Source organism: Rhodobacteraceae bacterium D3-12, from assembly GCA_025916135.1.
Taxonomy (GTDB): domain Bacteria; phylum Pseudomonadota; class Alphaproteobacteria; order Rhodobacterales; family Rhodobacteraceae; genus JAKGBX01.
The window spans coordinates 263,975-286,993 of the sequence record CP104793.1; the positions used below are offsets into that span (position 1 = coordinate 263,975).

Genomic DNA, 23,019 nt, shown 5'->3' on the forward strand with positions numbered 1-23,019 from the left:
TTCCTTGCGGGATTGGTGTTTGTCGGTTTTGATTGATTCAAGAGTTAATAACCGGTGCGGCCTGTGCTGTTGATCGGTGAGACACAAACAAAAACAAGTTTACCTGGGAGAAAAATATGACTGACCAACTCGACTATCTGAAAGTGCGAGCGGCGATGGGCCGGATCACGCGACGTGAGTTTATGGGCCGCGCGGCGGCTTTGGGCGTGACGGCGGCGGCGGCGAATGTGATGCTGGCCGGTGCGGTGCGCGCGGCGGGCCCGCAAAAGGGCGGCACGCTTCGCATGGGGCTTCAGGGTGGGTCGACCACCGACAGCCTTGATCCGGCGCTGGCGACGAACCAAGTTGCCTTGATGCTGAACCGGATTTGGGGTGAGCCGCTGGTTGAGCTGTCGGATGATGGCGGCGTTGAGGGCAAGGTTGCCGAGAGCTGGGAAGGGTCGGCCGATGCGGGCACATGGACCTTTACCATTCGCAACGGCATCACCTTTTCCAACGGCCAGTCGGTCACCGCGCAGGACGTGGTGGACACGGTTGAGCGCCACACCGGCGAGGATTCGAAATCCGGCGCGCTGGGTATCGTCAAGGGGATCAAGAAGGCCACTGCCGAGGGCAACAAGGTCACCTTTGAGCTTGACGGGCCGAATGCTGACTTCCCGTTCCTGATTGGCGATTACCACCTGATCATCCAGCCCGGCGGTGGCAAGGATGCACCGGACGCGACGATCGGCACAGGGCCGTATATCATCAAGGACGCCGAGATGGGCGTGCGGTTCGTTGCCGAGAAGAACCCCAACTATTGGGGTGATATCGGCCATGCGGAGACGCTTGAGCTTATCGTGATCAATGACAACACGGCGCGGGTTGCGGCGTTGCAGTCGGGTCAGGTTGACATCATCGACCGGGTGCCGCCGCGCACCGCCGGTCTTGTTGCACGCGCGCCCAATATCACCGTGTCGCGGACAGCCGGTCCGGGCCACTACGTGTTCATCGCGCGCACCAACGCGTCACCGTTTGACAACAACGACGTGCGGATGGCGTTGAAATACGGGATCAACCGTCAGGAGATGGTGGACAAGGTACTGTTTGGCTATGGCTCGGTCGGGAACGACACGCCGATCAACTCGTCCTATCCGTTCTATACCGAGTTCGATCAGCGCGAGTATGATCCGGACAAGGCGATGCACCACCTGAAGAAATCCGGCCATGATGGCGGTATTTTGCTGCGCACCTCCGACAACTCGTTCCCCGGTGCGCCGGATGCGGCGGCGCTGTTCCAGCAAAGCTGTGCCAGCGCGGGTATCCAGTTGGATGTCAAGCGCGAGCCGAACGATGGCTATTGGTCGGAAGTGTGGAACAAGCAACCGTTCTGCACCAGCTATTGGGGCGGTCGCCCGACGCAGGACCAGATGTTTACCACGGCATATCTGTCCACCGCGGATTGGAACGACACGGCGTTCAACAATGAGCAGTTCGACCAGCTTCTTCTTGCGGCGCGGGCCGAGTTGGACGGCGCCAAACGGACGCAGATGTATGCCGACATGGGCACGATTGTGCGCGACGAAGGCGGCTTGATCTGTCCGATGTTCAACGACTTTGTCGATGCGCATTCCGACCGGATCGACGGCTGGGTCGAAGGGGCGAAGGGCTTTGCTCTGATGAACTCCTATGCGCCTCTGAAAATGTGGGTGAAAGCCTGATATGGCATCGCCAGTCCTAAGACTTTTGGCTCAGCGCATTGCGCTGAGCCTCATCCTTCTTTTGTTAATTTCTGCGCTGATCTTTGCCGGGACTGTTGTTCTTCCCGGAGATGTGGCGCAATCCATTCTCGGACAATCTGCGACCGAACAATCGCTGGCCAATCTACGCGATGAGCTGGGGCTGAACGAGCCGGCGCTGTCGCGATACCTGTCTTGGCTGGGGGCGGCGGTTCAGGGCGATTTGGGCACGGCCCTGACATCGGGTCAGGAGATCGCGCCGATCCTTGGGTCGCGATTGAAGAACACGCTTTTCCTTGCCTTTTGGGCGGCAGCGATTTCGGTGCCATTGGCGATTTTCCTTGGTCTGCTGGCGGTGCGGTTTCGCGACCGGTGGCCCGACAAGTTGATTTCAGGGGTAACGCTGGCGTCGATTTCGGTGCCTGAGTTCCTGATCGCCTATGTCTTGATGTTTTTTGTTGGCGTGAAGTTTAGGATTTTCATGCCAACGGCGGTGGGTTTTCGCCCGGACGCGGATTTGTTTACCAAGCTTGAGGCGATTGCCCTGCCGGTAACGGTTCTGACGCTGGTGGTGTTGGCGCATATGATGCGGATGACGCGGGCGGCGATTTTGAACGTGATGCAATCGGCCTATATCGAGACGGCCGAGTTGAAGGGTCTGACCATGTTCAAGATCATCTGGCGGCACGCGTTTCCCAACGCGATTGCGCCGGTGGTCAATGTGGTGATGCTGAACCTTGCGTATCTGGTTGTTGGCGTTGTCGTGATCGAGGTGGTGTTCGTTTATCCCGGCATGGGGCAATACCTTGTGGATCATGTGAGCAAGCGGGATGTGCCGGTGGTGCAGGCCTGTGGGCTTGTCTTTGCGGCCGTATACATCGGGCTTAACATGGTGGCGGATATTGTTGCGATCCTCTCCAATCCACGGTTGAGGCATCCGAAATGATGAAGAATATTCCCTTTGCCGCGATGGTCGGCCTGTTCTTTACCGCGCTTTATTTCACGATCGCCATTCTGGCGCCGTGGATTGCGCCTTATGGCATGGCCGAGGTGGTTGGCGGTGTCTGGGAGCCATCAAGCTCCAAGCATCTGCTCGGTACGGATAACATTGGGCGCGATTTGCTGACGCGGATGATTTACGGCGGCCGGACGACGATTTTCATTGCCACTATGGCGACGATCATTAGCTTCACCACGGGGGCGATCCTTGGGTTTTTGGCGGCGGTGGCCGGGGGCTGGTTTGATCAGCTTTTGAGCCGGTTCGTTGATCTTATCATGTCGATCCCGTCGTTGATTTTCGCGTTGGTTGTTTTGTCGGTGATGCCGGTGACGATCCCGGTGTTGGTGTTGGTCATGGGCTTTTTGGACAGCACGCGGGTGTTCCGTTTGGCGCGGGCCGTGGCGGTGGACATCAACGTGATGGATTTTGTCGAGGCGGCGAAGCTGCGCGGGGAGGGTCGCGGATGGGTGATCTTCCGCGAGATCCTGCCCAATGCATTGTCGCCGCTGGTGGCAGAGATGGGCTTGCGGTTTATCTTTATGGTGCTGTTCATTTCCACGCTGAGTTTCCTTGGGCTGGGTATTCAGCCGCCTGAGGCGGACTGGGGCGGAATCGTGAAAGAGAATGCGGATGGCATCAACTATGGCATCGGGGCCGCGCTTTATCCGGCGATTGCGATTGCGACGCTGGCGATCAGCGTGAACCTTGTGGCGGATTGGATTTTGAACCGGACCACGAGTTTGAAAGGGGGCCGGGGATGATGAGAAACAGCTATTCAATGGTCCGTCCGGCGGCACGCCGGACAGCCCCCGACCGCCCCCACGGGCGGGGGCTTCACCCCCACCCGCGGTCGGGGGCTATCCGGCTCTGGAGGGCGCGACATGACTGAACCATTGGTAAAGGTGCGCGGCCTCAAGATCGGGGCGACGGTTTATCCGCCGGGTGAGAAGCCGCATCCGATCGAGATCGTGCATGGTGTGGATTTCGATCTGGAAGCGGGCAAGGTTCTGGGCCTGATCGGGGAATCCGGCGCCGGGAAATCGACGATCGGCCTGTCGACCATGGCCTATGGTCGCGGTGGTGTTGAGATCACCGGCGGCGAGGTCTGGGTGAACGGGCGCGATATTCTCAAGACTTCGTTCCGCGATGTGCGCCGTTTGCGCGGTGGCGAGGTGACCTATGTCAGCCAATCGGCGGCGGCGAGTTTCAACCCGGCCAAGAAGATCATGGATCAGGTGGTGGAGGCCGCCGTGGAGCAAGGTAAGTTCAGCCGCAAGGACGCCGAGGCACGGGCCGTGGCGCTGTTTGACAAGCTGGGCCTGCCGGACCCCGAGAACATCGGCAAACGCTTTCCGCATCAGGTGTCGGGCGGGCAGTTGCAACGCTGTATGACCGCGCTTGCGCTGTGCCCCGAGCCGGACCTTGTGGTGTTTGACGAACCGACCACTGCGCTGGATGTGACGACGCAGATTGACGTGTTGAAAGCGATCAAGGAGGCGATCCGCGACACCGGGGTCGCGGCGCTTTATATCACGCATGATCTGGCCGTGGTGGCGCAGGTGAGCGACGATATCATGGTTCTGAAAATGGGCGAGATGGTCGAATACGGCCCGGTCGATCAGATCATCAATGCGCCGCAGGAAGAGTATACGCAGGCCTTGGTGTCGGTACGCTCGATCAACCATGAGGAAAAGACACCCACGCCCGATGCGGTTTTGAAGGTGGAACACATCACTGCGCGCTATCGCGGCACGACTTTCGATGTTTTGAAAGACGTGAACGTGGAGTTGCACCCCGGCCAAACCTTGGCTGTTGTGGGCGAAAGCGGGTCGGGTAAATCGACCTTGGCGCGGGTGATCACCGGCCTGTTGCCGCCTAGCGCGGGGCGGATCGAATTTGCCGGGCGCGAGTTGAGCGCGGCCCTTCCGACGCGCAGCCGCGAGGATTTGCGCGAGTTGCAGATGATCTATCAGATGGCGGACACGGCGATGAACCCGCGCCAGACGGTGGGCACGATCATCGGGCGGCCTCTGGAGTTCTATTTCGGCCTGAGGGGCAAGGAAAAGCAGAAGCGGATTGCCGAGCTGTTGGAAGAGATCGAGATGGGTGAGGGGTTTATCGACCGCTACCCGGCCGAGCTTTCTGGTGGGCAGAAACAGCGGGTTTGCATTGCGCGGGCCTTGGCGGCGAAGCCGAAGCTTATCATCTGTGACGAGGTGACGAGCGCGCTTGATCCGCTGGTCGCGGACGGCATTCTCAAGCTGCTGCTCAGGCTGCAAAAGATCGAGGATGTGGCCTATCTGTTTATCACCCATGATCTGGCGACGGTGAAGGCCATCGCCGACAGTATCGCGGTGATGTATCAGGGCGAAGTGGTGCGCTATGGCTCGAAATCCGAGGTGCTGGCGCCGCCGTTTGACGATTACACCGACCTGCTGTTGAGCTCTGTGCCAGAGATGAAGCTGGGCTGGCTGGAAGAGGTGATCGCGCATCGCAAAATGGAAAGCGCCGGCAACTGATTGTTGCCGGTTTGCCGGGGGCGGAGCCTGCGGGCTTGCGGGGATTGCGCCGTTGGGTGCAATTTGGTGTTAAGCCAATTTTATGAGTGAGTTGATATGAAACCGATTGTGACGCGCACCGCGGTTGTTTTTGCCTTGATGTTTGTGGCGCTGTTCCTGCTGCGGCTGGGATATGGCTATGCCACGCAGCCCAATGGCGAGGTGATCGAGGAGGGCGTTGTCGGCAGCAATATCGGCTATGATTTCGCGCTGAGCCGAAAGAATTATGCAGGTCAGAAGGGGGCGTCCGCGCTGGGCCCGCAATCGGTTGATCAGCGGTATGAGAAGGTCGCGACGCTGGGCCAGTCGAGCCACAGGTTTGAGGAAGACGAGGGCGCGATCCGCGATGTGGCCAAGGCTGCAGAGGCGTTGATCCAGCACGAGCAGAGCTTTGGTCTTGCCGGGCGGCGACAGCTGCAATTGGCGCTGGGGGTGCCGCCGGATGCGTTTGACGAGGTGATCGGTAAGCTGCGCGATATTGGCAAGCCGGTGACGTTTCAGGTGAACAAGACCGACAAGACCAACGAATACCGCGCGTTGCTGGCGCAGCAGCAGAGCCTTGCCAAATCGCGCGACAATCTGATCGAGTTGAAGGCGCGGGACGCGGAGTTGTCGGACCTGATTTCGCTGGAGCGTCAGATTCTTGAGCTTGAGACGCAAATCCAGAATCTGGGCGTGTCGGTGGGGGAGTTTGACAGCGAGTTTGAGTTTGTCACGATCAAGCTTACCCTGAGCGAAGTCCGCCCGCCGATCGAGCGATTTATCCCGTTTGTTCAGCGCGTTAAGGTCGCGATGGAGTGGACGATATTTGCCAGCCTTGGCATTGGCGCGGCGTTTATTCTTGCCATGTTGGGAGCCGCATTGGTCATGGTGGTGGTGCAAATGGCGCGCAGGATTGCGGCGGAGACACCGGAAAGCTAACCTCGGGTCAGCAGCGACAATGCTGCAAGTGCAAAGTGGCGTTAACGCATTGTAAATATTTGCAGTTTATGAACGATGGGCCGCGTTTCGGCGGAAAATTCCGTCATTCACTTTGCAGGTGCAGCATGATAGGGTGATCGGGATCTGTAGAAGAGCTTTGCCATGTTCAAAAGTCCGCTTGAGACATTGTTCAACCCCAAGGGTGTTGCCGTATTCGGGGCGAGCGAAAGCGCGACGAGCGTAGGCTCGAAGGTGCATGCCAACCTGTTGGCGGGGGCGTTTGACGGCCCGATTGTGCCGATCAATCCGCGCTATGACACCGTGCGCGGGCAGGCCTGTTTCAACTCTATCTTAGAGGTCGAGGAGAAGATCGACCTTGCCGTGATTGCCACGCCAGCCGAGACCATTCCGGGGATTATAAAGGAGTTGGGCACGGCGGGCGTTGGGGCGGCAATTGTGCTTTCTGCCGGGTTCCGCGAGGCGGGTGAGGCGGGTCATCGGCTGGAAGATGAGCTGGTTGAAGCGGCGCGCAAGGCCGGGGTGCGGTTCATGGGGCCGCATTGCGTGGGGCTGATGCGGCCATGGTTGGGATTGAACGCGACGTTTCTGAATTCTGATCCGCCGCAGGGGCGGTTGGCGGTGGTGTCGCAATCGGGGGCGTTGTCCTCGGCGATTGCCGATTGGGCGGGGCCGCATCACGCCGGGTTTTCGGCGATTGTGAGCCTTGGAAATTCCAACAATGTCGATTTCGGAGATGTGCTGCAATTCCTTGCGACGGACCCGAAAACCGACGCGATCCTGCTCTATATCGAGGGGATCAACCACGCTGCGAGCTTTATGAGTGCGCTTAGGATTGCGGCGCGCTCCAAGCCGGTGATCGTTCTGAAATCGGGGCGGCATGTGGCCAATTCGCAGGCTGCGAACACGCATACCGGGGCGCTGATCGGGTCGGATGCGGTGTTTGACGTGGCGCTGGCGCGGTCGGGGGCTGTGCGGGCGCATACGTTCGGGCAGCTGTTCGCCGCGGCGGAGATATTGAGCGCGCACAAGCGGATGGGCGGTAAGCGGCTTGGGGTTGTGACCAATGGCGGCGGTGCCGGGGTTCTGGCGGCGGATCGCGCCGGGGATTTGGGCATCGACGTTTGTGAGATGTCGGAAGAGACCGTGGCCACATTGGACGCGGTTTTGCCGACTTATTGGAGCCGATCAAACCCGGTTGATATTCTGAGCGATGCGGGGCCGGAGACCTATGCCGAAGCGGTCAAAGCGTGTTTGGCGGACAAGGCGTTTGACGGGGTGTTGGTGTTGCTGACCCCGCAGGCGCGGACCGATGCGACCAAAGTGGCGCAAGCCGTGGTTGACGCCCTGCCCAAGCGGCGGAGCAAGCCGGTGCTGGCCTGTTGGATGGGGCAGACCTTGATCGCGGAAGGCCGCAGGATTTTGAGCGAGGCGGGCATCCCCGATTTTATCACGCCGGAGCGCGCGGTTGAGGCGTTTTCATATTTGGCGCAGCATTACCGGCACCAGAAGCTGGCGCTGGAAGTGCCGGGGCCAATGAACGAGGTCGAAGAGGCCGTGGACCTGACCGGGGCGCGGATGATTATCGACACGGCGCTGCGCGAGGGGCGCGACATGCTCAACGATATCGAGAGCAAGGCGATTTTGCGCAGTTTCCACATTCCGACGAATATGACGATTGAGGCGAATAGCGCGGCGGAGGCTTTGGTTGCGGCGGAGACGGTGGGTTTTGCGGTGGCGGTAAAGATCCTGAGCCCGGATATCACGCATAAATCGGATGTCGGGGGGTGAAGCTGGGGCTGGCCAATGCGGCGGATGTTGTGGAGGCGTTTCAGGAGGTCACCACCCGTGCGAGCGAGCGGCGGCCCGAGGCGCGGATCACCGGCGTGACGGTGCAGCGGATGGCCGATCTTCGCGATGCGAGAGAGTTGGTGATCGGGGCGAGCCGCGATCCGGTGTTCGGCCCGGTGATCATGTTCGGCGCGGGGGGCACGGCGGTGGAAGTGTTGAACGACACGGCGCTGGAGTTGCCGCCGCTGAACACCGTTCTGGCCGCGCGCCAGATCAGGCGGACGAAGATTTCGAAGATGCTGGGCGCGTTCCGCGAGAAAGAAGCCGCAGACCGCGAGGCCGTGATCAATGTGCTTTTGCGGGTGTCGGACATGATTTGCGAATTGCCCGAGATTGCCGAGCTTGACCTGAACCCGATCTTTGCCGGACCGGACGGGGTTTTGACCGTGGATGCGCGCATTTCGATCAAGCGCCCGCCGAGCCGTGATGGTGCCTATGACCACATGGCGATCCATCCCTATCCGCGCGAGTTGGTGCAAAGCACGCATTTGTCGGACGGTCGGCAGTTGACCATTCGCCCGATCCGCCCGGAGGATGCCGAGAACGAGCGGATTTTCGTGCAGAACCTGTCTCCGCAGGCGCGGCGGTTCCGGTTTATGGGGATGGTGAATGAGCTGTCGCCCGAAATGCTGGCGCGGTTTACACAGATTGATTACCGCGCCGAAATGGCTCTTGTTGCGATGGTGGGCACCAATGGCAGCCGCGAGCAGATCGGCGTGGCGCGCTATGTCATCAACCCGGACCGACGGAGTTGCGAATTTGCCGTGGCGGTGACGGATGCGGTGCAGCATCAGGGCATCGGCACACGGTTGATGAAGGCCTTGATGGAGGCGGCGCGGGATCGCGGGCTGACCCATATCGAGGGCACGGTGTTGCGCGAGAACGAGCCGATGCTGGCGATGATGGAGGAGCTTGGCTTTAGCGCCAGACGCTCGCCCGATGAACGCGAGATTGTGATTGTCGAGCGGGAGTTGTAGACCCATAGGCAAGGGGTGGTGACACCCGCCGGAAACGCGCGAATTCAGGAGAGAGGCGGGGACGCAAGTGCCCGTTCGATATCGTGCGCTTTAGGGAGGGGAGCCCCCAATGCTGGCCTATATCACCCATGCGGATTGCATGGAGCATGACACCGGACATTTGCACCCGGATCAGGCCGAGCGCCTGTCGGCGATCGACAATCAGATGATCATGTCGGGGTTGGATTTTGTGGTCCGCACCCATGATGCGCCTTTGGTGACGCGGGCGCAGTTGGAGCGGGTTCATGGGAGCGCATACCTTGATCGGGTCTATGCGATGGCGCCGCTTGACGGTTCGGTCGAGATTGACGGGGATACGGTGATGTCGCCGGGCACGCTGCGCGCTGCCGAGCGGGCGGCGGGGGCCGGTGTGCTGGGGGTCGATCTGATCATGCAGGGCGACGCCCATGCCGGGTTTTGCGCCGTGCGCCCGCCCGGCCATCATGCCGAGCGGGACCGGGCGATGGGGTTTTGCCTGTTTGACAATATCGCGGTGGCGGCGGCGCATGCGTTGGAGGCTTATGGGCTGTCGCGGGTGGCGATCATTGATTTCGACGTGCATCACGGCAACGGGACCGAGGACATTTTCAAAGACGAGCCGAGGGTTTTGTTCTGTTCGTCGTTTCAGCATCCGTTTTACCCGTTTACCGGCCATGAGAGCGACACTGCGAACCTTGTTGATGTGCCGCTGAGCGCCGGGGCGGGCGGCGAGGAGTTTCGCGCCGCTGTAACCGCGCATTGGCTGCCCGCGCTGGAGGCGTTCCGGCCGGAGTTTGTGTTTATCTCGGCCGGGTTTGACGCCCATGTCGCGGATGACATGTCGCATCTTGCGCTGACGGATAATGACTATCGTTGGGTGACGGAGAAACTGCTGGCCGTGGCCAAAACCCATGCGGAGGGGCGGATTTTGTCGATGCTGGAAGGCGGCTATGAGCCGGGGGCGTTGGCGCGCAGCGTGGTGGCGCATATGAATGTGCTGATCGGCTAGGGGGTTGCGGTTTTCCGGCGCGGAATCAAGGCCGCAGGCCGCCGCGCATCGCCAGACCGGCCCTTGGGCTGGCGATTTTGTGAGGGCTGGGTGTTATTCTGAGCGGGGGGAGTGCTTGGCGGGGATAAAGTGCCCTTCGGCGTGCGATGGGTCGCCATCCCCCCGGTCTGGCCCCGATCTGGCCCCGGTCTGGCGATGCGCGGCTTGGCGCGACGCGGCTCAGTTCTTGAGCGCGCCGTTTTCCCATGTGCCGCTTTCGGTGGTGCCTTCGGAGTAGATCATCTTGCCGCTGCCCTGGCGTTTGCCGTTGAGGAAGGTGCCTTCGTAAACGTCGCCATTGGTGTAGGTGGCGACACCTTGGCCCGAAATCTCGCCGTTTTTCCATTCGCCGACATAGCGGAAGCCATCGGGCATGATGATCTCGCCCTTGCCGTGGCGTTGGCCCTTGGCGAAGGCGCCTTTGTAGACGGTGCCGTCGGGATAGGTGGCCGTGCCTGTTCCGTGGCGTTGGCCATTGGCCCAATCGCCGTCATAGCGATAGCCATCGGCATAGGTCATCACGCCTTTGCCGTGGTTCTGGGCGTTTTTGAAGCCGCCCTCGTAGGTGACGCCATTGGCATAGGTTGCCTTGCCTTGGCCTTCGATCACGCCGCCGGCCCATTTGCCCTCAAACACCGAGCCATCGGGGTAGGTGATTTTGCCCAACCCATCGGCGAGATCATTGCGGAATTGCCCGACATAGACCGAGCCATCGGGGTAGGTGACTTCGCCGGTGCCTTCGATGCGGCCCGCGATCCATGAGCCGACATAGCGATAGCCATCGGCGCCGGTAAAGGTGCCCTGACCTTCGCGCTTGTCGTCTTTGAAGGAGCCGACATAGACATCGCCATTGGCGTAGGTGACTTTGCCGGTGCCCTGACGCTGACCGGCGATAAGGTCGCCCTCGTAGACGTCGCCATTGGGTTGGGTCAGCGTGCCCTTGCCGTTGATCTGCCCGTCTTTCCAGAGGCCGGTATAGACCAGCCCGTCGGGCATGGTGAGTTTGCCGGTGCCTTCGCGGGCGCCTTTGACGATCTGGCCCTCATAGACCGCGCCATCGGGGTAGGTGATCTTGCCCATGCCGTCCTTGACGCCATTGACCCAGTCACCTTCGTATTTATAGCCGCCGGGCGAGAGCATGGTGCCTTTGCCGTGGTGCATGGCATTGCGAAAGCCGCCTTCGTAGCTAACGCCGTTGGCATAGGTGGCGACGCCTTGACCGAGGATCTTGCCGTCTGCCCATGTCCCCTCGTAGGTGCCACCATCGGAGAACACGATCTTGCCCAGCCCGTGGGGTTTGCCCTTGGAAAACTCGCCTTCATAGACCGAGCCATTGGGGAAGCGGGCAATACCTTTGCCTTTGATCTCGCCTTCGACCCAATTGCCAACGTATTCATAGCCGTTGGGCAGGTGATAGGTGCCGGTGCCGTGCTGGAGCCCGTTTTTGAACGTGCCCTCATAGGTGCCGCCATCATCGTATTGCTTGGTTTGCACCTTGCCGTCCTGGGCCGAGGCCGCTTGGGCGTAGGTCATGGAAAGAGCAAGCATGAGCGTGGCTCTGGCAAGACGAGAGTTCAGCAATTTGGTCATTATACCCTACCCTGTGGTCTCTCCGCCGTGGTTTGCCCACAGCGGGATAGGAGGAAATTAAGGCAGCAGGCGCGGGCAGGCAACGGGATTCGGGCAATTCGTCTTTCGCTTGCGCGGCTATCTGCTAAACCTTGGCGCGGAACGAGAAGGAAATTCGGTATGGCGGACAGGTTTCGGCTTACTCTGGCGCAGTTGAATCCAACGGTCGGAGACATTGAGGGCAACGCCGCCAAGGCGCGTGCGGCATGGCAAGAGGCGCGCGGGGCGGGGGCCGATATGCTGGCGCTGCCGGAGATGTTTATCACCGGTTACAACACGCAGGACCTGATTATGAAACCGGTGTTTCATCAGGCGGCGATTGCGGCGATCGAGGCATTGGCCGAGGCCTGTGCCGATGGGCCGGCGCTGGCGATCGGGGGCCCGGCGCTTGAGGGGGCGTCGCTTTTCAACGCCTATTACATTTGCAAGGGCGGCAAGGTCAGCACCACGGTTTTGAAGCATCATTTGCCTAATGAGACCGTGTTTGACGAGGTGCGCCTTTATGCCAGCGGGCCGCTTGGCGGGCCATATGCGGTAGAGGATGTGCGCATCGGGTCGCCGATTTGCGAGGATGCTTGGCATGAAGACGTGGCCGAGACGCTGGCCGAGACCGGGGCCGAGATCCTTTTGGTGCCGAATGGCTCGCCCTATTATCGCAACAAGATGGAGACCCGGTTCAACCATATGGTGGCGCGGGTGGTCGAGAATGATCTGCCGCTGGTTTACCTCAATATGGTGGGCGGTCAGGATGATCAGATTTTCGATGGCGGGTCGTTTGTGCTGAACCCCGGCGGGGAGATGGCGTTGCATCTGCCGGTGTTTGACGAAGTGATCACACATGTGGATTTCGAGCGCGGTGACGATGGCTGGCGGGCCTTGCCGGGTGAAAAGGCGCATATGCCCGACGAATGGGAGCAGGATTACCGCGCCATGGTCGAGTCTTTGCGCGATTACATGGGCAAGACCGGGTTCAAGAAGGTGTTGCTGGGTCTGTCGGGCGGAATCGACAGCGCGATTGTGGCGACGATTGCCGCTGATGCGCTGGGCCCTGAAAACGTGCGCTGTGTGATGCTGCCCTCGGAGTATACCTCGCAAGGTTCGCTGGAGGATGCCAAGGCGGTGGCCGGGGCGCTGGGTGCGCCCTATGATATCGTGCCGATTGCCGAGGGGCGCGAGGCGATCACCAACACGCTGGCGCCGCTGTTCGAGGGGCTGGCGCCGGATGTGACAGAGGAGAACGTGCAATCGCGGCTGCGCGGTTTGCTGCTTATGGCGATGAGCAACAAGTTTGGCGAGATGCTGTTGACCACCGGCAATAAATCCGAGGTCGCTGTGGGCTATGCCACGATCTATGGCGATATGGCGGGGGGGTATAACCCGATCAAGGACCTCTACAAGACGCGGGTGTTCGAGATGTGCCGCTGGCGCAATGCCAATCACCGGCCCGATTGGATGATGGCCCCTGAGGGTGAGATGATCCCGGTGAGCGTGATCGACAAGCCGCCGAGTGCAGAGCTGCGCGAGGACCAGAAGGACGAGGATCGCTGCCGCCTTATGACATTCTGGATGGTATTCTCGACATGCTGGTGGATCGCGAGGCGAGTGTCGCGGATTGCGTGGCCGCAGGGTATGATCGGGATGTGGTCAAGCGGGTGGAGCATCTGCTTTATATCAGTGAATACAAACGCTTTCAGTCAGCGCCGGGAACGCGGTTGACCAAGCGGGCCTTCTGGCTGGATCGGCGGTATCCGATTGTGAACCGGTGGCGCGATAACGCGTGAGGCGGTAGCCGTTGCGCGGCGCTGATGCCGGGAAGCGGCGCGCCAGCGCCATGCCCGACCTCCCCCGGGGAGGGCATTCAGATATCATGGCGTGCGCGTGGATCCTGCGTTGCGGTTCCCAACGATTGCGCCACCTGCTTCAAAGGCCCTCCCGAGGTCGGGCATGGCGCTGGCGCGCGAACGGGTGTTGTCGCGCGAAAAACCGGTTGCCTCTGCCGGCTGGTAAGGGTCGAATGCGGGCAAAGGGGAGAGCGTAGATGGACAAGAAACTGCTGCTGATCATTCTCGACGGGGTGCCGTTGCGCAATTTCACCCGGTTGTTTGGCAATCTGGAAGGCTGGGTCGAGAGCGGCGAGGCGCAGAGGTTTGTGCATCGCGCGGTGCTGCCGTCGATTTCGGCGTCTTGCTATGCCTCGATCCACACCGGGGTGCCGCCGCAGGTGCATGGCTGTACCGGCAATGGCAATGTGTTTCGGTTGTCGCAGCCGGATGTGTTCAGTCAGGTGCGCAAGGCGGGGGGCGTAACGGGCGCGGTGGCGCATTCGTTCTGGAGCCAGTTTTTCAACCGTCATCCGTTCGATTTTGTGCGCGACGTGGACTATGACGAAATCGACAGCGACACGATCAACCATGGCCGGTTCCATACGATGACGGGCTATGGTGGCGACAACCAGATGACGCCATCGGATGTGGATTTGTTCGGGACGCTGACCAATCTGTGCCTGAAAAAAGGGTTGAATTACGGGATGCTGCATACCTGCACGCTTGACAGCATGGGGCACCGGTTTTTTCACGAGAGTCAGCAGATGGATCATGCCTGTTTCGTCATGGACGAGATGCTGGCGCCGTTCATTCCGCAATGGCGCGCCGCCGGGTACGAGGTGATCGTGACGGCGGACCACGGTCAGGACGAGCGCGGGCATCACGGCGGGCGGGGTGATTTGCAGCAATTGACTGCGCTCTATTATTTCGGGCCGGGGCAGGGGCCGGCACGCGACACCGAGATCAGCCAGTTGCAGCTTGCGCCGACGATCCTGAGCCGGTTGGGGGCCGAGGTGCCCGAGACGATGCAGGGCGACGTTTTTCTAAGCTGAATTCAACGTGGCGATGGGGCGTTCGGACGGGTGGGGCATTGGCCGGGCCGCGTGTTTGGACGTGCAATCGGGAATGGTGTGCCACGGGTTTTGTAGAGTGATTTGCTAGGTTGATTTGGCGGCGTGATTTGCCGGAGTGATTTGGCGAAAGCCGCGCCGATCGCACTGTAAAACCGGAGAGCGACTATACCTTAGGGTTGAATGACCCCACATTTTTGCAATCATGTCGATGTTTCCGGAACATTTTTGCAACGCCCAGAAAATGCCACAAACTGCGGTTTTCATGGGGGATGGGCCACTACATCTCGTAAAAAACTCATGATTGCGGGAGGTTGCAAAATTTTCCCCCTAGCGAGGCGAATCGCTTTTCTGTATCAAAATGGCATCAGAAAAGCGGTGCGAGTAACGATGCCGCGCATTGAGGCATAGGTGGTGTAATGAAACCGATTGGTTTTGCCGTTCGCGATGGCGCGGGCGCAGTAATTCGTAGTGAAATTTCGGCAGACGGGTCCGTGACCCCTATTTCGGCAGGCGCCGGACAAGAGATTTCGCTCAATCTCAGACAGAGTGACGTGCAGGGCTATCAGCGGCTGGGGACAAATCTTCAGATTACGCTGAATGACGGGCGCGTTGTAATTCTGGAAGACTTTTATGGCGCTGGCGACAGTGCGCGGTTGTTTATTTCGGCAGATGGCTACCTCAACGAGGTGTCTCTGGCTGAAGGTGCGGACGGGGCGGTTTTTGCGACCTATGGACCGGCCGAGCAGTGGGGCAAATGGAGCCCGTCGGATCAGCTTATCTTCCTTGATGGCACCGAAGTGGCGCATGTAGCGCCGACAGATGACAATGTGTCGATGCTGGGCGCGGGGCTGCTGGGTGGTCTTGGCGGCGGCGCGGGCCTTTTGGGCGCGGGCGCGGCAGTGGCTGGTGCGGGTCTTTTGGGTGGAGCCGGTGGCGGCTCGGCCTCGCAGGCGCGGATCGAGCCGGCGATTGATCAGGACGGCGTGCAATCCATGGGCGGCGATGATCTGGCTGAGGACGACAAGGTGATCGTGATCACCGGCAAGGCCGAGCCCGGCTCGGAAGTGGTTGTCACCATCGGCGAGGAAGAAGTCAGCACGACAACCGGTGACGATGGCACCTGGGGTGTGGAATTCACCGGCGATGATTTCCCCGAAGATGGCACCTATGACGTTGTCGCGGTTGTGACCGAGGACGACGGCACGGAAACCACCCTGAACGGGCCGGAAATCGTGATTGATACGACCGGACCGGAGATCACGTTCGAAGATGGCACAAAGTCGGTCAATGACCTGACCAACGCGGAAGACCATTCCGACGGTGTGGAAATCGCCGGGTCGGGCGAAGCGGGCGCGTCGATTGATGTGACCATCAACGACGTAACTCATTCGACCACCGTTGCCGAAGACGGGTCGTGGGAGGTTGTGTTCCTGCCCAGCGAAGTGCCGGGCGGATCCTATGAGACCGAGGTGACGGTTGTTTCGACCGACAGCTTTGGCAACTCGACCACGGTGACGGATGTTGTGGTGATCGACACCGAAGCGGGTGTAACGATCGACGCCAACCAAGCCGGTGGCGATGATATCATCAATGCCACGGAACAGGCGGCGGGTGTCACCCTGACCGGCACGGCCGAGGCCGGGTCGAGCGTGGTTGTCACCATGAACGGCTATTCCCACACGGTCACCGCGACGTCGAGTGGCACATGGTCGGCGGATTTCGCGAGTTCGGAAATTCCGACCGGCGAGCAGGATGTGAGCGTTACAGCGGTTGCGACCGATGTGAACGGCAACAGCGTCACCACGTCGAGCACGCTGGCTGTGGATACCATCAACTCGGTCACCTTTAACGACACAGGTATCGAGACCGACGGCACCGTCAACGCCGTAGAGCGGTCCGATGGGCTGACCCTGACCGGGACGACGCAGGCGGGTTCGGTTGTGACCGTGGAAATGAACGGCGTCAGCCACACGGCCACTGTTGATGCGAATGGCAACTGGAGCGTTGATTTCGCCGCCGGGGAAATCCCGCAGGGTGAAACAGATGCGACGGTCAATGTCTCGTCCGTGGATGCAGCGGGCAACGTTGCGACGACAAGCGGCACGGTCAACATCGACACGCTGGTCAACAACCTTGAGCTGACCGGGACACCGGGTGGCGCGGACAGTATTGTGAACGCGGTAGAAGCTGCCGGTGGCGCAACGCTGACCGGGACGGTTGAGCCGGGGTCGACTGTGATTGTCCAGATGGGCAGCGTCAGCCATCAGGCGAGCGTCGATGCGAACGGCAACTGGACCGCGAATTTTGCGGCGAGCGAGATCCCGCAGGGGAACCATGACCTTGCCGTGACCGCGACAGCAACGGATGCGGCGGGTAACACCAGCAGCGTCAGCGGCAATGTTGTGGTGGACACCGTGGTTGAGAACCTCGGGTTCAACTCTGACACGGTGGAAGGCGACAACATTGTCAACGACGCCGAGCGTGCCGATGGTGTGCCGGTGGCGGGCACGGTTGAGCCGGGGTCGACCGTTCTGGTGACCATGGGCAGCGTGACGCAAACCGCGACAGTGGATGCGATGGGCAATTGGAGCACCAATTTCCCCGCAAGCGCGATTCCTCAGGGTGAGTATGACACCACGATCGAGGTCAATGTCACCGATGCTGCAGGCAACACCGACAGCATCAGCCAGTCGGTTCGGGTTGATACGCTGGTGAACACGCTGACCAATAGCGCGGGCGCGGTTGAGGGCGACAATATCGTCAACGCGACCGAGGCGCAGGACGGCTTTACCCTGACCGGGCAGGTCGAACCGGGGTCGACCGTGATGGTCGATTTCGGCGGGCAGAGCATTGCCGCGACCGTAGACGCCGCAGGCATGTGGAGCGCCGCCATTCCGGCAAGCGCGATTGCCAGCGGGGAATACACCGGCACGGCGACGATCAACGCAACCGACGCTGCCGGCAACACCGACAGCATCACCCGCGATATCGAGATCGACACCACGCTTCCGGGCAGCCCGGATGTGGCCTCTTACACCCGTGATCACACGGGCATCCGGGGCATCACCACCGAAATCTCGGATGACACTGTAAGCATCAGCCACGTTCACAATGACGGGTCGATCACAGATGTTGCCGCGACGGGCGTGGATATTCCGGTGTTGGGCGAGACGACCTATGCGTTCAACCCGACGATCCCGGATGGATCGCATCTGGTTGTGTCGGCCGAGGACGGGGCGGGCAACATGAGCTCGACCTACCTTGTGCTTGATGAAAGCTCGACCAGTGTGGTGAACATGGCCAACCCAAGCCTTGGCGATTTGCAGATCGAGTCGATCGACCTGCAATTTGCCGAAGAGAGCCAGCTTACGATCACCGAAGAGCAGCTTGTGGCGCTGTCGGATAACACCGACTCGGTTGTTGTGCATGGCGGGTCGGATGACACGGTCACGATCACCGGCGCGACACGCACCGGCGAGACCCAGAACGTCAACGGCGAGGCCCATGAGGTTTACACGCTGGGTGACACCGGGACGCTGATTATCGACGACGATATTACGGTCGTGATCTAAGGCATTTCATCGGGCGGGGGCGCATCCCCGCGCCCGCCCGGTGGCACTTAAAAAAACTACAACAATAAGCACCAGCGAGTGGGGCAATGGTATGGGGCAGAGGGCAATGGTCAGGACAATTGCGTCCTTGGTTGCGGTGATCGGGGTCAGCGGCTGTATGAGCTTTGGCTCGGGCGCGGACGGTGACGGGGTCACGCGGTTTCGCGGCTCTCCGTTGGGGGCGAGCGCGGCGGCGAAGCAGGCCAAGCAAGCCAAGCAGGACGCGGACAGCATCATCATGAGCGATCTGCAGGGGCGGCGCAGTGTGCTGCCCGATGGCAGCGCGTTCGACAAGGTGGCGGTTCCGGTTCTGGCCGCGAATTCACGCGCTGCCGAGAGCGAGTTGCGCGTGGCGCGGCTTAACGCCGAGGCGCAGTCGAAGAACTGGTTGCCGACGCTGGGTCCGAGCATCTCGCTCAGCTCGCTCGGTGAGGTTCTGGCGAGCCTTGTGATTGACGCGGTGATCTTTGACAACGGCAAGAAAAAGGCCGAGCGCGAGTTTGCGCGCGCCGATGTGGAAGTGGCCGCAGTCAACCTTGCTATCGACACGAATGACCGGGTGCACACGGCCTTGGGGCTTTACCTGAAAGGGCAGAAGGCACAGGAAAAAGCGGCGCTTTATCAAGCGGCGTTGAAGGATTTGAGCCGGTTCGAATACATCATGAACGAGCGGGTCAAGGGCGGGGTTTCGGACCTGTCGGACCTGAGCGTGATCCGTCACAAGCTGGCCAAGGTGCAATCGGATTACACCGCCGAGGCCGAAGCCGCCAAGGGCGCGGTGGCCGAGTTGAACGCCATGTCGGTGAAAAAACTGGGCGGCATCAGCGGGCTGGCCGATGTGCAGGTGAGCAGCAGCGACGCGCGCGCGCTGAGCGTGTTGTTGGCCGAGGCCGAGAAGTCGCGCACCGTGGCCGGGGCCAAGATCGACCGGGCCGGATTTTTGCCGAGCCTGACGGCAAGCGCGGATGTGACCAAAACCGGCGTCAGCGGTGGTGCCAACCTTGCCCCGGCGAACGGGTTGGGGTTTGGCACGGGAGCGAGCCTGAAAGCGATTGAAGCGGCGACCGAAGCGGCAGGGCGGCGCGTGTCGCAAGCCACCGAGGACGCCAACCGCAAGCTGGCCAAGCGCGAGGCGCGGTTGGCTGCTCTGTCGCGGCAGGTCGGCGAGGCGAGCGGGCTGGCCGGGCAGGCGAAGGCCAATCTGGACCTGTTCCAACAGCAATATGATGCGGGACAGCGGCAGGTCATGGATGTGGTCGGCGTTTACGAAGGTTGGATCGCGCAGGAAGAGGCGCGCATTGATCTGAAGTATGAAATGGCAGCGACGCGGTTTGAAATCGCGAGCGAATTGGGGCTTTTGGTAGACGGGAGCGACATTTGACCGACAGGCCAGTGGCCTTGACGATTGATGTCGGGGGAAATCCCGACTGAAGCCGGTGTCAAATACGGACAGCGCGCCCGGCGCCCCGTGACCGAAGCCGAGACCCGCATGGCGCATCGCGCAGAACTGGCAGCGACCTATGCCAGCCTGCTCGGTGTCGCCGCAGTCACACGCGACATTGAGGACGTGATCGCGCGGCGTGCGGATCAGGACGACGGGGTACACCCGCGCGCCTTGGTCGAAGGGCTTGAGGCGGTCGGGCTTTTGGCGCAGGTTGAAAGCATCACCCACGCAGGCACAGGTGCCTGGCCCGCGCTGGCGCAGATGACCAGCGGTCAATTCATTCTGGTGCTGGGCGTCGATGGCGGCGATTTGGTGCTTTACGACACGACCTGCACCGACAATCGCGCCTTGGTTCCTTTGGGCGATTTCGAGCCGTTTTTCACCGGCACGGTGGTGCGCGCCGAAGCGCCGATCAAGAATTTGAGCAAAGCCCATGCGCCCAAACGCGCCGAGCCGCATTGGTTCTGGGGCGAATTTTCCCGTTATCGGCGGACCTTTGGCGAGGTGGCGCTGGGGTCGTTCGTGGCGAACCTTTTGGCGGTGTCTGTGGCGCTGTTCAGCTTGCAGGTCTACGACCGGGTGATCCCGCACCAAAGCGAAGCGACGCTTTGGGTGTTGGCGGCGGGCGCGGGGCTGGCTCTTTTGATGGAAGCGTTTTTGAAGATCGCGCGGGCGCGGCTTTTGGACGGGTCGGGGCGACAGATCGAGATGGGCGTGCAGGGGCTGTTGATGAACCGCCTTTTAGGGATGCGCAGCGAGATGGCCGGGCGGCAACCGTCGCAATTGTTTGCATCGATGCGCGAATTCGGCTCGGTTCGCGAGTTTTTCACTGCGTCGACCATTGGGACACTGGCCGATATTCCGTTCATCTTTGTCTTTCTTTTCCTTGTCGCAAGCATTGCGGGCAACGTGGTTTGGGTGTTGATCCTTGGCGGGATCTTGATGGTGGTTCCGGGGTTCTTTATGCAAAAGCGGATGATCCGCCTGACGCAGGAAACCCAAGGGGCGGGGGCCAAGGCCTCGCGCTTGTTGCATGAGACCGTGTTCGAGTTGGACACGGTGAAATCGCAACGCTCGGAAGACCGGGTGCGCCGGCTTTGGGCCGAGTTGAACGCGCTGTCGGCGGCCAAGTCGAGCGAGCAGCGGATGCTGGCGTCGGTGCTGACCTTCTGGTCGCAAGGGGTGCAGCAGGCGACTTATGTGAGCGCCGTGATCCTTGGCGCATATATGGTTTTCGCTGGCGAGTTCACCGTGGGGTCGATCATCGCCGTCGGTATCCTGACCAGCCGGACGTTGGCACCGCTGACGCAGTTGGCCGGGACGATGGCGCGTTGGGGCAATGTGAAGGCCGCGCTGGACGGGTTGGAGGCGATTGCCGCCGCACCGCAGGACCGCGAAGAGGGGCGGACTTATTTGCGGCGCGAGACGTTGGGCGGAAAATACGAGATCCGCGATTTTCGCTTTCGCTATGAGGAAGATGGCGCGCCGACGCTGGAAATTGCCGGGCTGGTGGTTCAGCCGGGTCAGAAGCTGGCCATTCTTGGGGCAAACGGGTCGGGGAAATCGACCCTGCTCAAGGTTTTGAGCGGACTTTATGCGCCGAGCGACGGGCGGGTTTTGTTGGATGGCACCGACATGAGCCAGATCGAGCCGCGCGATTTGCGCCGCGGGATCGGCTATCTGGGGCAGGATGTGCGGCTGTTCACCGGGAGCCTGCGCGAGAACCTGAACCTGACCATGTTGGAGCGCGATGACGCGCGGTTGATGCAGGCGTTGGATTTCGCCGGGCTGGGGCCATTTGTGCGCAACCATCACAAGGGGCTCGATCTTGAGATCATGGACGGCGGGCAGGGCTTGAGCATCGGGCAGCGCCAGTCGATCGGCTGGGCGCGGCTGTGGTTGCAGAACCCGCAGATTTGCGTGTTGGACGAGCCGACTGCGGCCTTGGACCAGACGTTGGAGAACACGCTGGTGGACCGGCTGAAGACGTGGCTTGACGGGCGCACGGCGGTGATTGCGACGCATCGTGTGCCGATCCTGCAGCTGACCGACCGGACGCTGGTGTTGCAGCAGGGGCGGCTGGCCGTGGACGGGCCGCGTGATCAGGTTATGGCGCATCTGCGCGGTGCGGGAGGGGCGGCATGAGCGCGGGCACGACAAACCTTGCCGGGCAGTTGAACGCGCGGTTGCGCGGGCCGAGCCTGACCATATGGCTGTCGGCGGCGACGGTGTTTTTGTTCATCTTTTGGGCGGCGTTTGCCTCGGTCGATGAAATCGTGCGGTCGGAGGGCGAGATGATTTCCTCGTCGCGGCCACAGATCATTCAGAACCTTGAGGGCGGTATTCTGGCCGAGCTTGCGGTCAAGGAAGGGCAGGTTGTCGAGAAGGGCGATGTGCTGGCGCGGTTGCGGGCGACGCAATTTCAAAGCTCGGTCGATGATCTGGTGGACCAGATCGTGGCGCTTGATATTCGCCGCTCGCGGCTTGAGGCAGAGCTTGCCGGGCGGACGGAGCTTTCTGTGCTGCCGCAGCTGGCGGCGCGCAGCCCCGGTATCGTTGCCTCGGAGCGTGCCCTTTTGGTGGCGCGGCAGAGCGATTTCAATTCGCGCAAGGCCGGGGCCAAGCGGGTGCTGGATCAGGCGAGCAAGGAGCGGGCGATGCTGGAGGATTTGCTGAGCCGCAAGATCGTTGCATTGCTTGAGGTGACGCGGGCGCGCAAGGCAGAGGCGGATGCGCGGATCCGGTTTGACGAGATCGTCACGCAGACCGAGCTCGACCGGGCGCAGGAATATTCCGATACGCTCAAAGAGTTGGCGACGCTGAAACAAGCGCTGAAGGCGTCGCAGGATCAGCTGACGCGCACGGTGCTGACCAGCCCGATGCGCGGGATCGTTAACGGTTTGAGCGTGACGACAATTGGCGGGGTTGTACGGCCCGGCGAAGAGATTTTGCAGATCATCCCGTTGGACGAGGAGTTGTTCGTCGAGGCGCGGGTCAAGCCAGAAAACATCGCCGGAGTGCGGCGCGGGCAAGAGGCCACGATTAAGCTAAGCGCCTATGACTACACGATTTATGGCTCTTTGAAGGGGTCGGTCGACGTGATCTCGGCGGATACATTTAAGGATGAGCGCGCCCGTGACCCGGATGCCTCGGCGCATTATAAGGTGACGTTGAGGGTTGATCGCGAGCGTCTGACGGAGCGGCAGGCGAAAATCGCCATTCGCCCGGGGATGCAGGCCGAGGTGGAATTGCACACGGGGTCGAAAACTGTGCTGCAATATCTGCTGAAACCGCTCTATAAGTCGCGCGAAGCATTTCGCGAACCATAAG

13 protein-coding genes and 2 pseudogenes are annotated in these 23,019 nt (G+C 60.9%); 14 read left to right on the top strand and 1 reads right to left on the bottom strand.

What is annotated here, in order from left to right; all coding sequences use genetic code 11:
* Positions 1–116: 116 nt before the first annotated feature.
* From N4R57_01305 to N4R57_01340, 8 genes and pseudogenes are all read left to right on the top strand, one after another.
* Positions 117–1,700: an ABC transporter substrate-binding protein gene (locus N4R57_01305; GenBank protein ID UYV37783.1), complete on the top strand. Its 1,584-nt coding sequence runs from the start codon at positions 117–119 to the stop codon at positions 1,698–1,700.
* 1 nt (position 1,701) lies between these two features.
* Positions 1,702–2,664 carry an ABC transporter permease gene (locus tag N4R57_01310; protein ID UYV37784.1) on the top strand — a complete coding sequence of 321 codons (963 nt, stop codon included), beginning with the start codon at positions 1,702–1,704 and terminating at the stop codon, positions 2,662–2,664.
* A complete protein-coding gene (locus N4R57_01315; GenBank protein ID UYV39485.1) occupies positions 2,664–3,479 on the top strand; it encodes an ABC transporter permease in 816 nt (271 codons plus the stop codon). Before N4R57_01310 ends, N4R57_01315 begins: the two co-directional genes overlap by 1 nt.
* 120 nt (positions 3,480–3,599) lie before the next feature.
* Positions 3,600–5,237: an ABC transporter ATP-binding protein gene (locus tag N4R57_01320; GenBank protein UYV37785.1), complete on the top strand. Its 1,638-nt coding sequence runs from the start codon at positions 3,600–3,602 to the stop codon at positions 5,235–5,237.
* 96 nt (positions 5,238–5,333) lie between these two features.
* Positions 5,334–6,197 (top strand): DUF4349 domain-containing protein, encoded by an 864-nt coding sequence (locus tag N4R57_01325; protein UYV37786.1) that lies wholly within the window; start codon positions 5,334–5,336, stop codon positions 6,195–6,197.
* 162 nt (positions 6,198–6,359) lie between these two features.
* A pseudogene (locus tag N4R57_01330) lies at positions 6,360–8,413 on the top strand (acetate--CoA ligase family protein).
* 96 nt (positions 8,414–8,509) lie between these two features.
* Entirely contained in the window at positions 8,510–9,043 is a 534-nt protein-coding gene (locus N4R57_01335) for a GNAT family N-acetyltransferase (protein UYV39486.1), read from the top strand.
* Positions 9,044–9,152: 109 nt separating this feature from the next.
* The gene (locus N4R57_01340) at positions 9,153–10,070 is read left to right on the top strand and encodes a histone deacetylase family protein (protein UYV37787.1); all 918 of its coding nucleotides are present in this window, start codon (positions 9,153–9,155) and stop codon (positions 10,068–10,070) included.
* A 219-nt stretch (positions 10,071–10,289) separates the two neighbouring features.
* Here N4R57_01340 and N4R57_01345 read toward each other — a convergent pair whose 3' ends face one another.
* Positions 10,290–11,657, bottom strand: a complete 1,368-nt coding sequence (locus N4R57_01345; GenBank protein ID UYV39487.1) for a 2-isopropylmalate synthase — start codon at positions 11,655–11,657, stop codon at positions 10,290–10,292.
* A 201-nt stretch (positions 11,658–11,858) separates the two neighbouring features.
* Here N4R57_01345 and N4R57_01350 point away from each other — a divergent pair.
* The 6 genes and pseudogenes from N4R57_01350 to N4R57_01375 all read left to right on the top strand — a co-directional run bounded on the left by N4R57_01350 (position 11,859) and on the right by N4R57_01375 (position 23,018).
* A pseudogene (locus tag N4R57_01350) lies at positions 11,859–13,519 on the top strand (NAD+ synthase).
* Positions 13,520–13,776: 257 nt separating this feature from the next.
* Positions 13,777–14,613, top strand: coding sequence for an alkaline phosphatase family protein (locus tag N4R57_01355; GenBank protein UYV37788.1), 837 nt, complete (start codon positions 13,777–13,779; stop codon positions 14,611–14,613).
* 437 nt (positions 14,614–15,050) lie between these two features.
* Positions 15,051–18,206: an Ig-like domain-containing protein gene (locus tag N4R57_01360; GenBank protein ID UYV37789.1), complete on the top strand. Its 3,156-nt coding sequence runs from the start codon at positions 15,051–15,053 to the stop codon at positions 18,204–18,206.
* 106 nt (positions 18,207–18,312) lie between these two features.
* Complete coding sequence (locus tag N4R57_01365) at positions 18,313–19,626, top strand: TolC family protein (GenBank protein ID UYV37790.1); 1,314 nt, start codon at positions 18,313–18,315, stop codon at positions 19,624–19,626.
* Between the two features lie 27 nt (positions 19,627–19,653).
* On the top strand, positions 19,654–21,834 hold the full coding sequence (locus N4R57_01370) for an ATP-binding cassette domain-containing protein (protein UYV37791.1): 2,181 nt from the start codon (positions 19,654–19,656) through the stop codon (positions 21,832–21,834).
* Positions 21,831–23,018 (top strand): HlyD family efflux transporter periplasmic adaptor subunit, encoded by a 1,188-nt coding sequence (locus tag N4R57_01375; GenBank protein UYV37792.1) that lies wholly within the window; start codon positions 21,831–21,833, stop codon positions 23,016–23,018. The genes N4R57_01370 and N4R57_01375 overlap by 4 nt, the downstream gene beginning before the upstream one ends.
* Position 23,019: the final 1 nt, after the last annotated feature.

Bases quoted from the DNA above. Each gene is read 5' to 3' on its own strand.
- N4R57_01305 (UYV37783.1), top strand. From the start codon at position 117: ATGACTGACCAACTCGACTATCTGAAAGTGCGAGCGGCGATGGGCCGG.
- N4R57_01310 (UYV37784.1), top strand. From the start codon at position 1,702: ATGGCATCGCCAGTCCTAAGACTTTTGGCTCAGCGCATTGCGCTGAGC.
- N4R57_01315 (UYV39485.1), top strand. From the start codon at position 2,664: ATGAAGAATATTCCCTTTGCCGCGATGGTCGGCCTGTTCTTTACCGCG.
- N4R57_01320 (UYV37785.1), top strand. From the start codon at position 3,600: ATGACTGAACCATTGGTAAAGGTGCGCGGCCTCAAGATCGGGGCGACG.
- N4R57_01325 (UYV37786.1), top strand. From the start codon at position 5,334: ATGAAACCGATTGTGACGCGCACCGCGGTTGTTTTTGCCTTGATGTTT.
- N4R57_01335 (UYV39486.1), top strand. From the start codon at position 8,510: ATGGCGATCCATCCCTATCCGCGCGAGTTGGTGCAAAGCACGCATTTG.
- N4R57_01340 (UYV37787.1), top strand. From the start codon at position 9,153: ATGCTGGCCTATATCACCCATGCGGATTGCATGGAGCATGACACCGGA.
- N4R57_01345 (UYV39487.1), bottom strand. From the start codon at position 11,657: ATGCTTGCTCTTTCCATGACCTACGCCCAAGCGGCCTCGGCCCAGGAC.
- N4R57_01355 (UYV37788.1), top strand. From the start codon at position 13,777: ATGGACAAGAAACTGCTGCTGATCATTCTCGACGGGGTGCCGTTGCGC.
- N4R57_01360 (UYV37789.1), top strand. From the start codon at position 15,051: ATGAAACCGATTGGTTTTGCCGTTCGCGATGGCGCGGGCGCAGTAATT.
- N4R57_01365 (UYV37790.1), top strand. From the start codon at position 18,313: ATGGTCAGGACAATTGCGTCCTTGGTTGCGGTGATCGGGGTCAGCGGC.
- N4R57_01370 (UYV37791.1), top strand. From the start codon at position 19,654: ATGTCGGGGGAAATCCCGACTGAAGCCGGTGTCAAATACGGACAGCGC.
- N4R57_01375 (UYV37792.1), top strand. From the start codon at position 21,831: ATGAGCGCGGGCACGACAAACCTTGCCGGGCAGTTGAACGCGCGGTTG.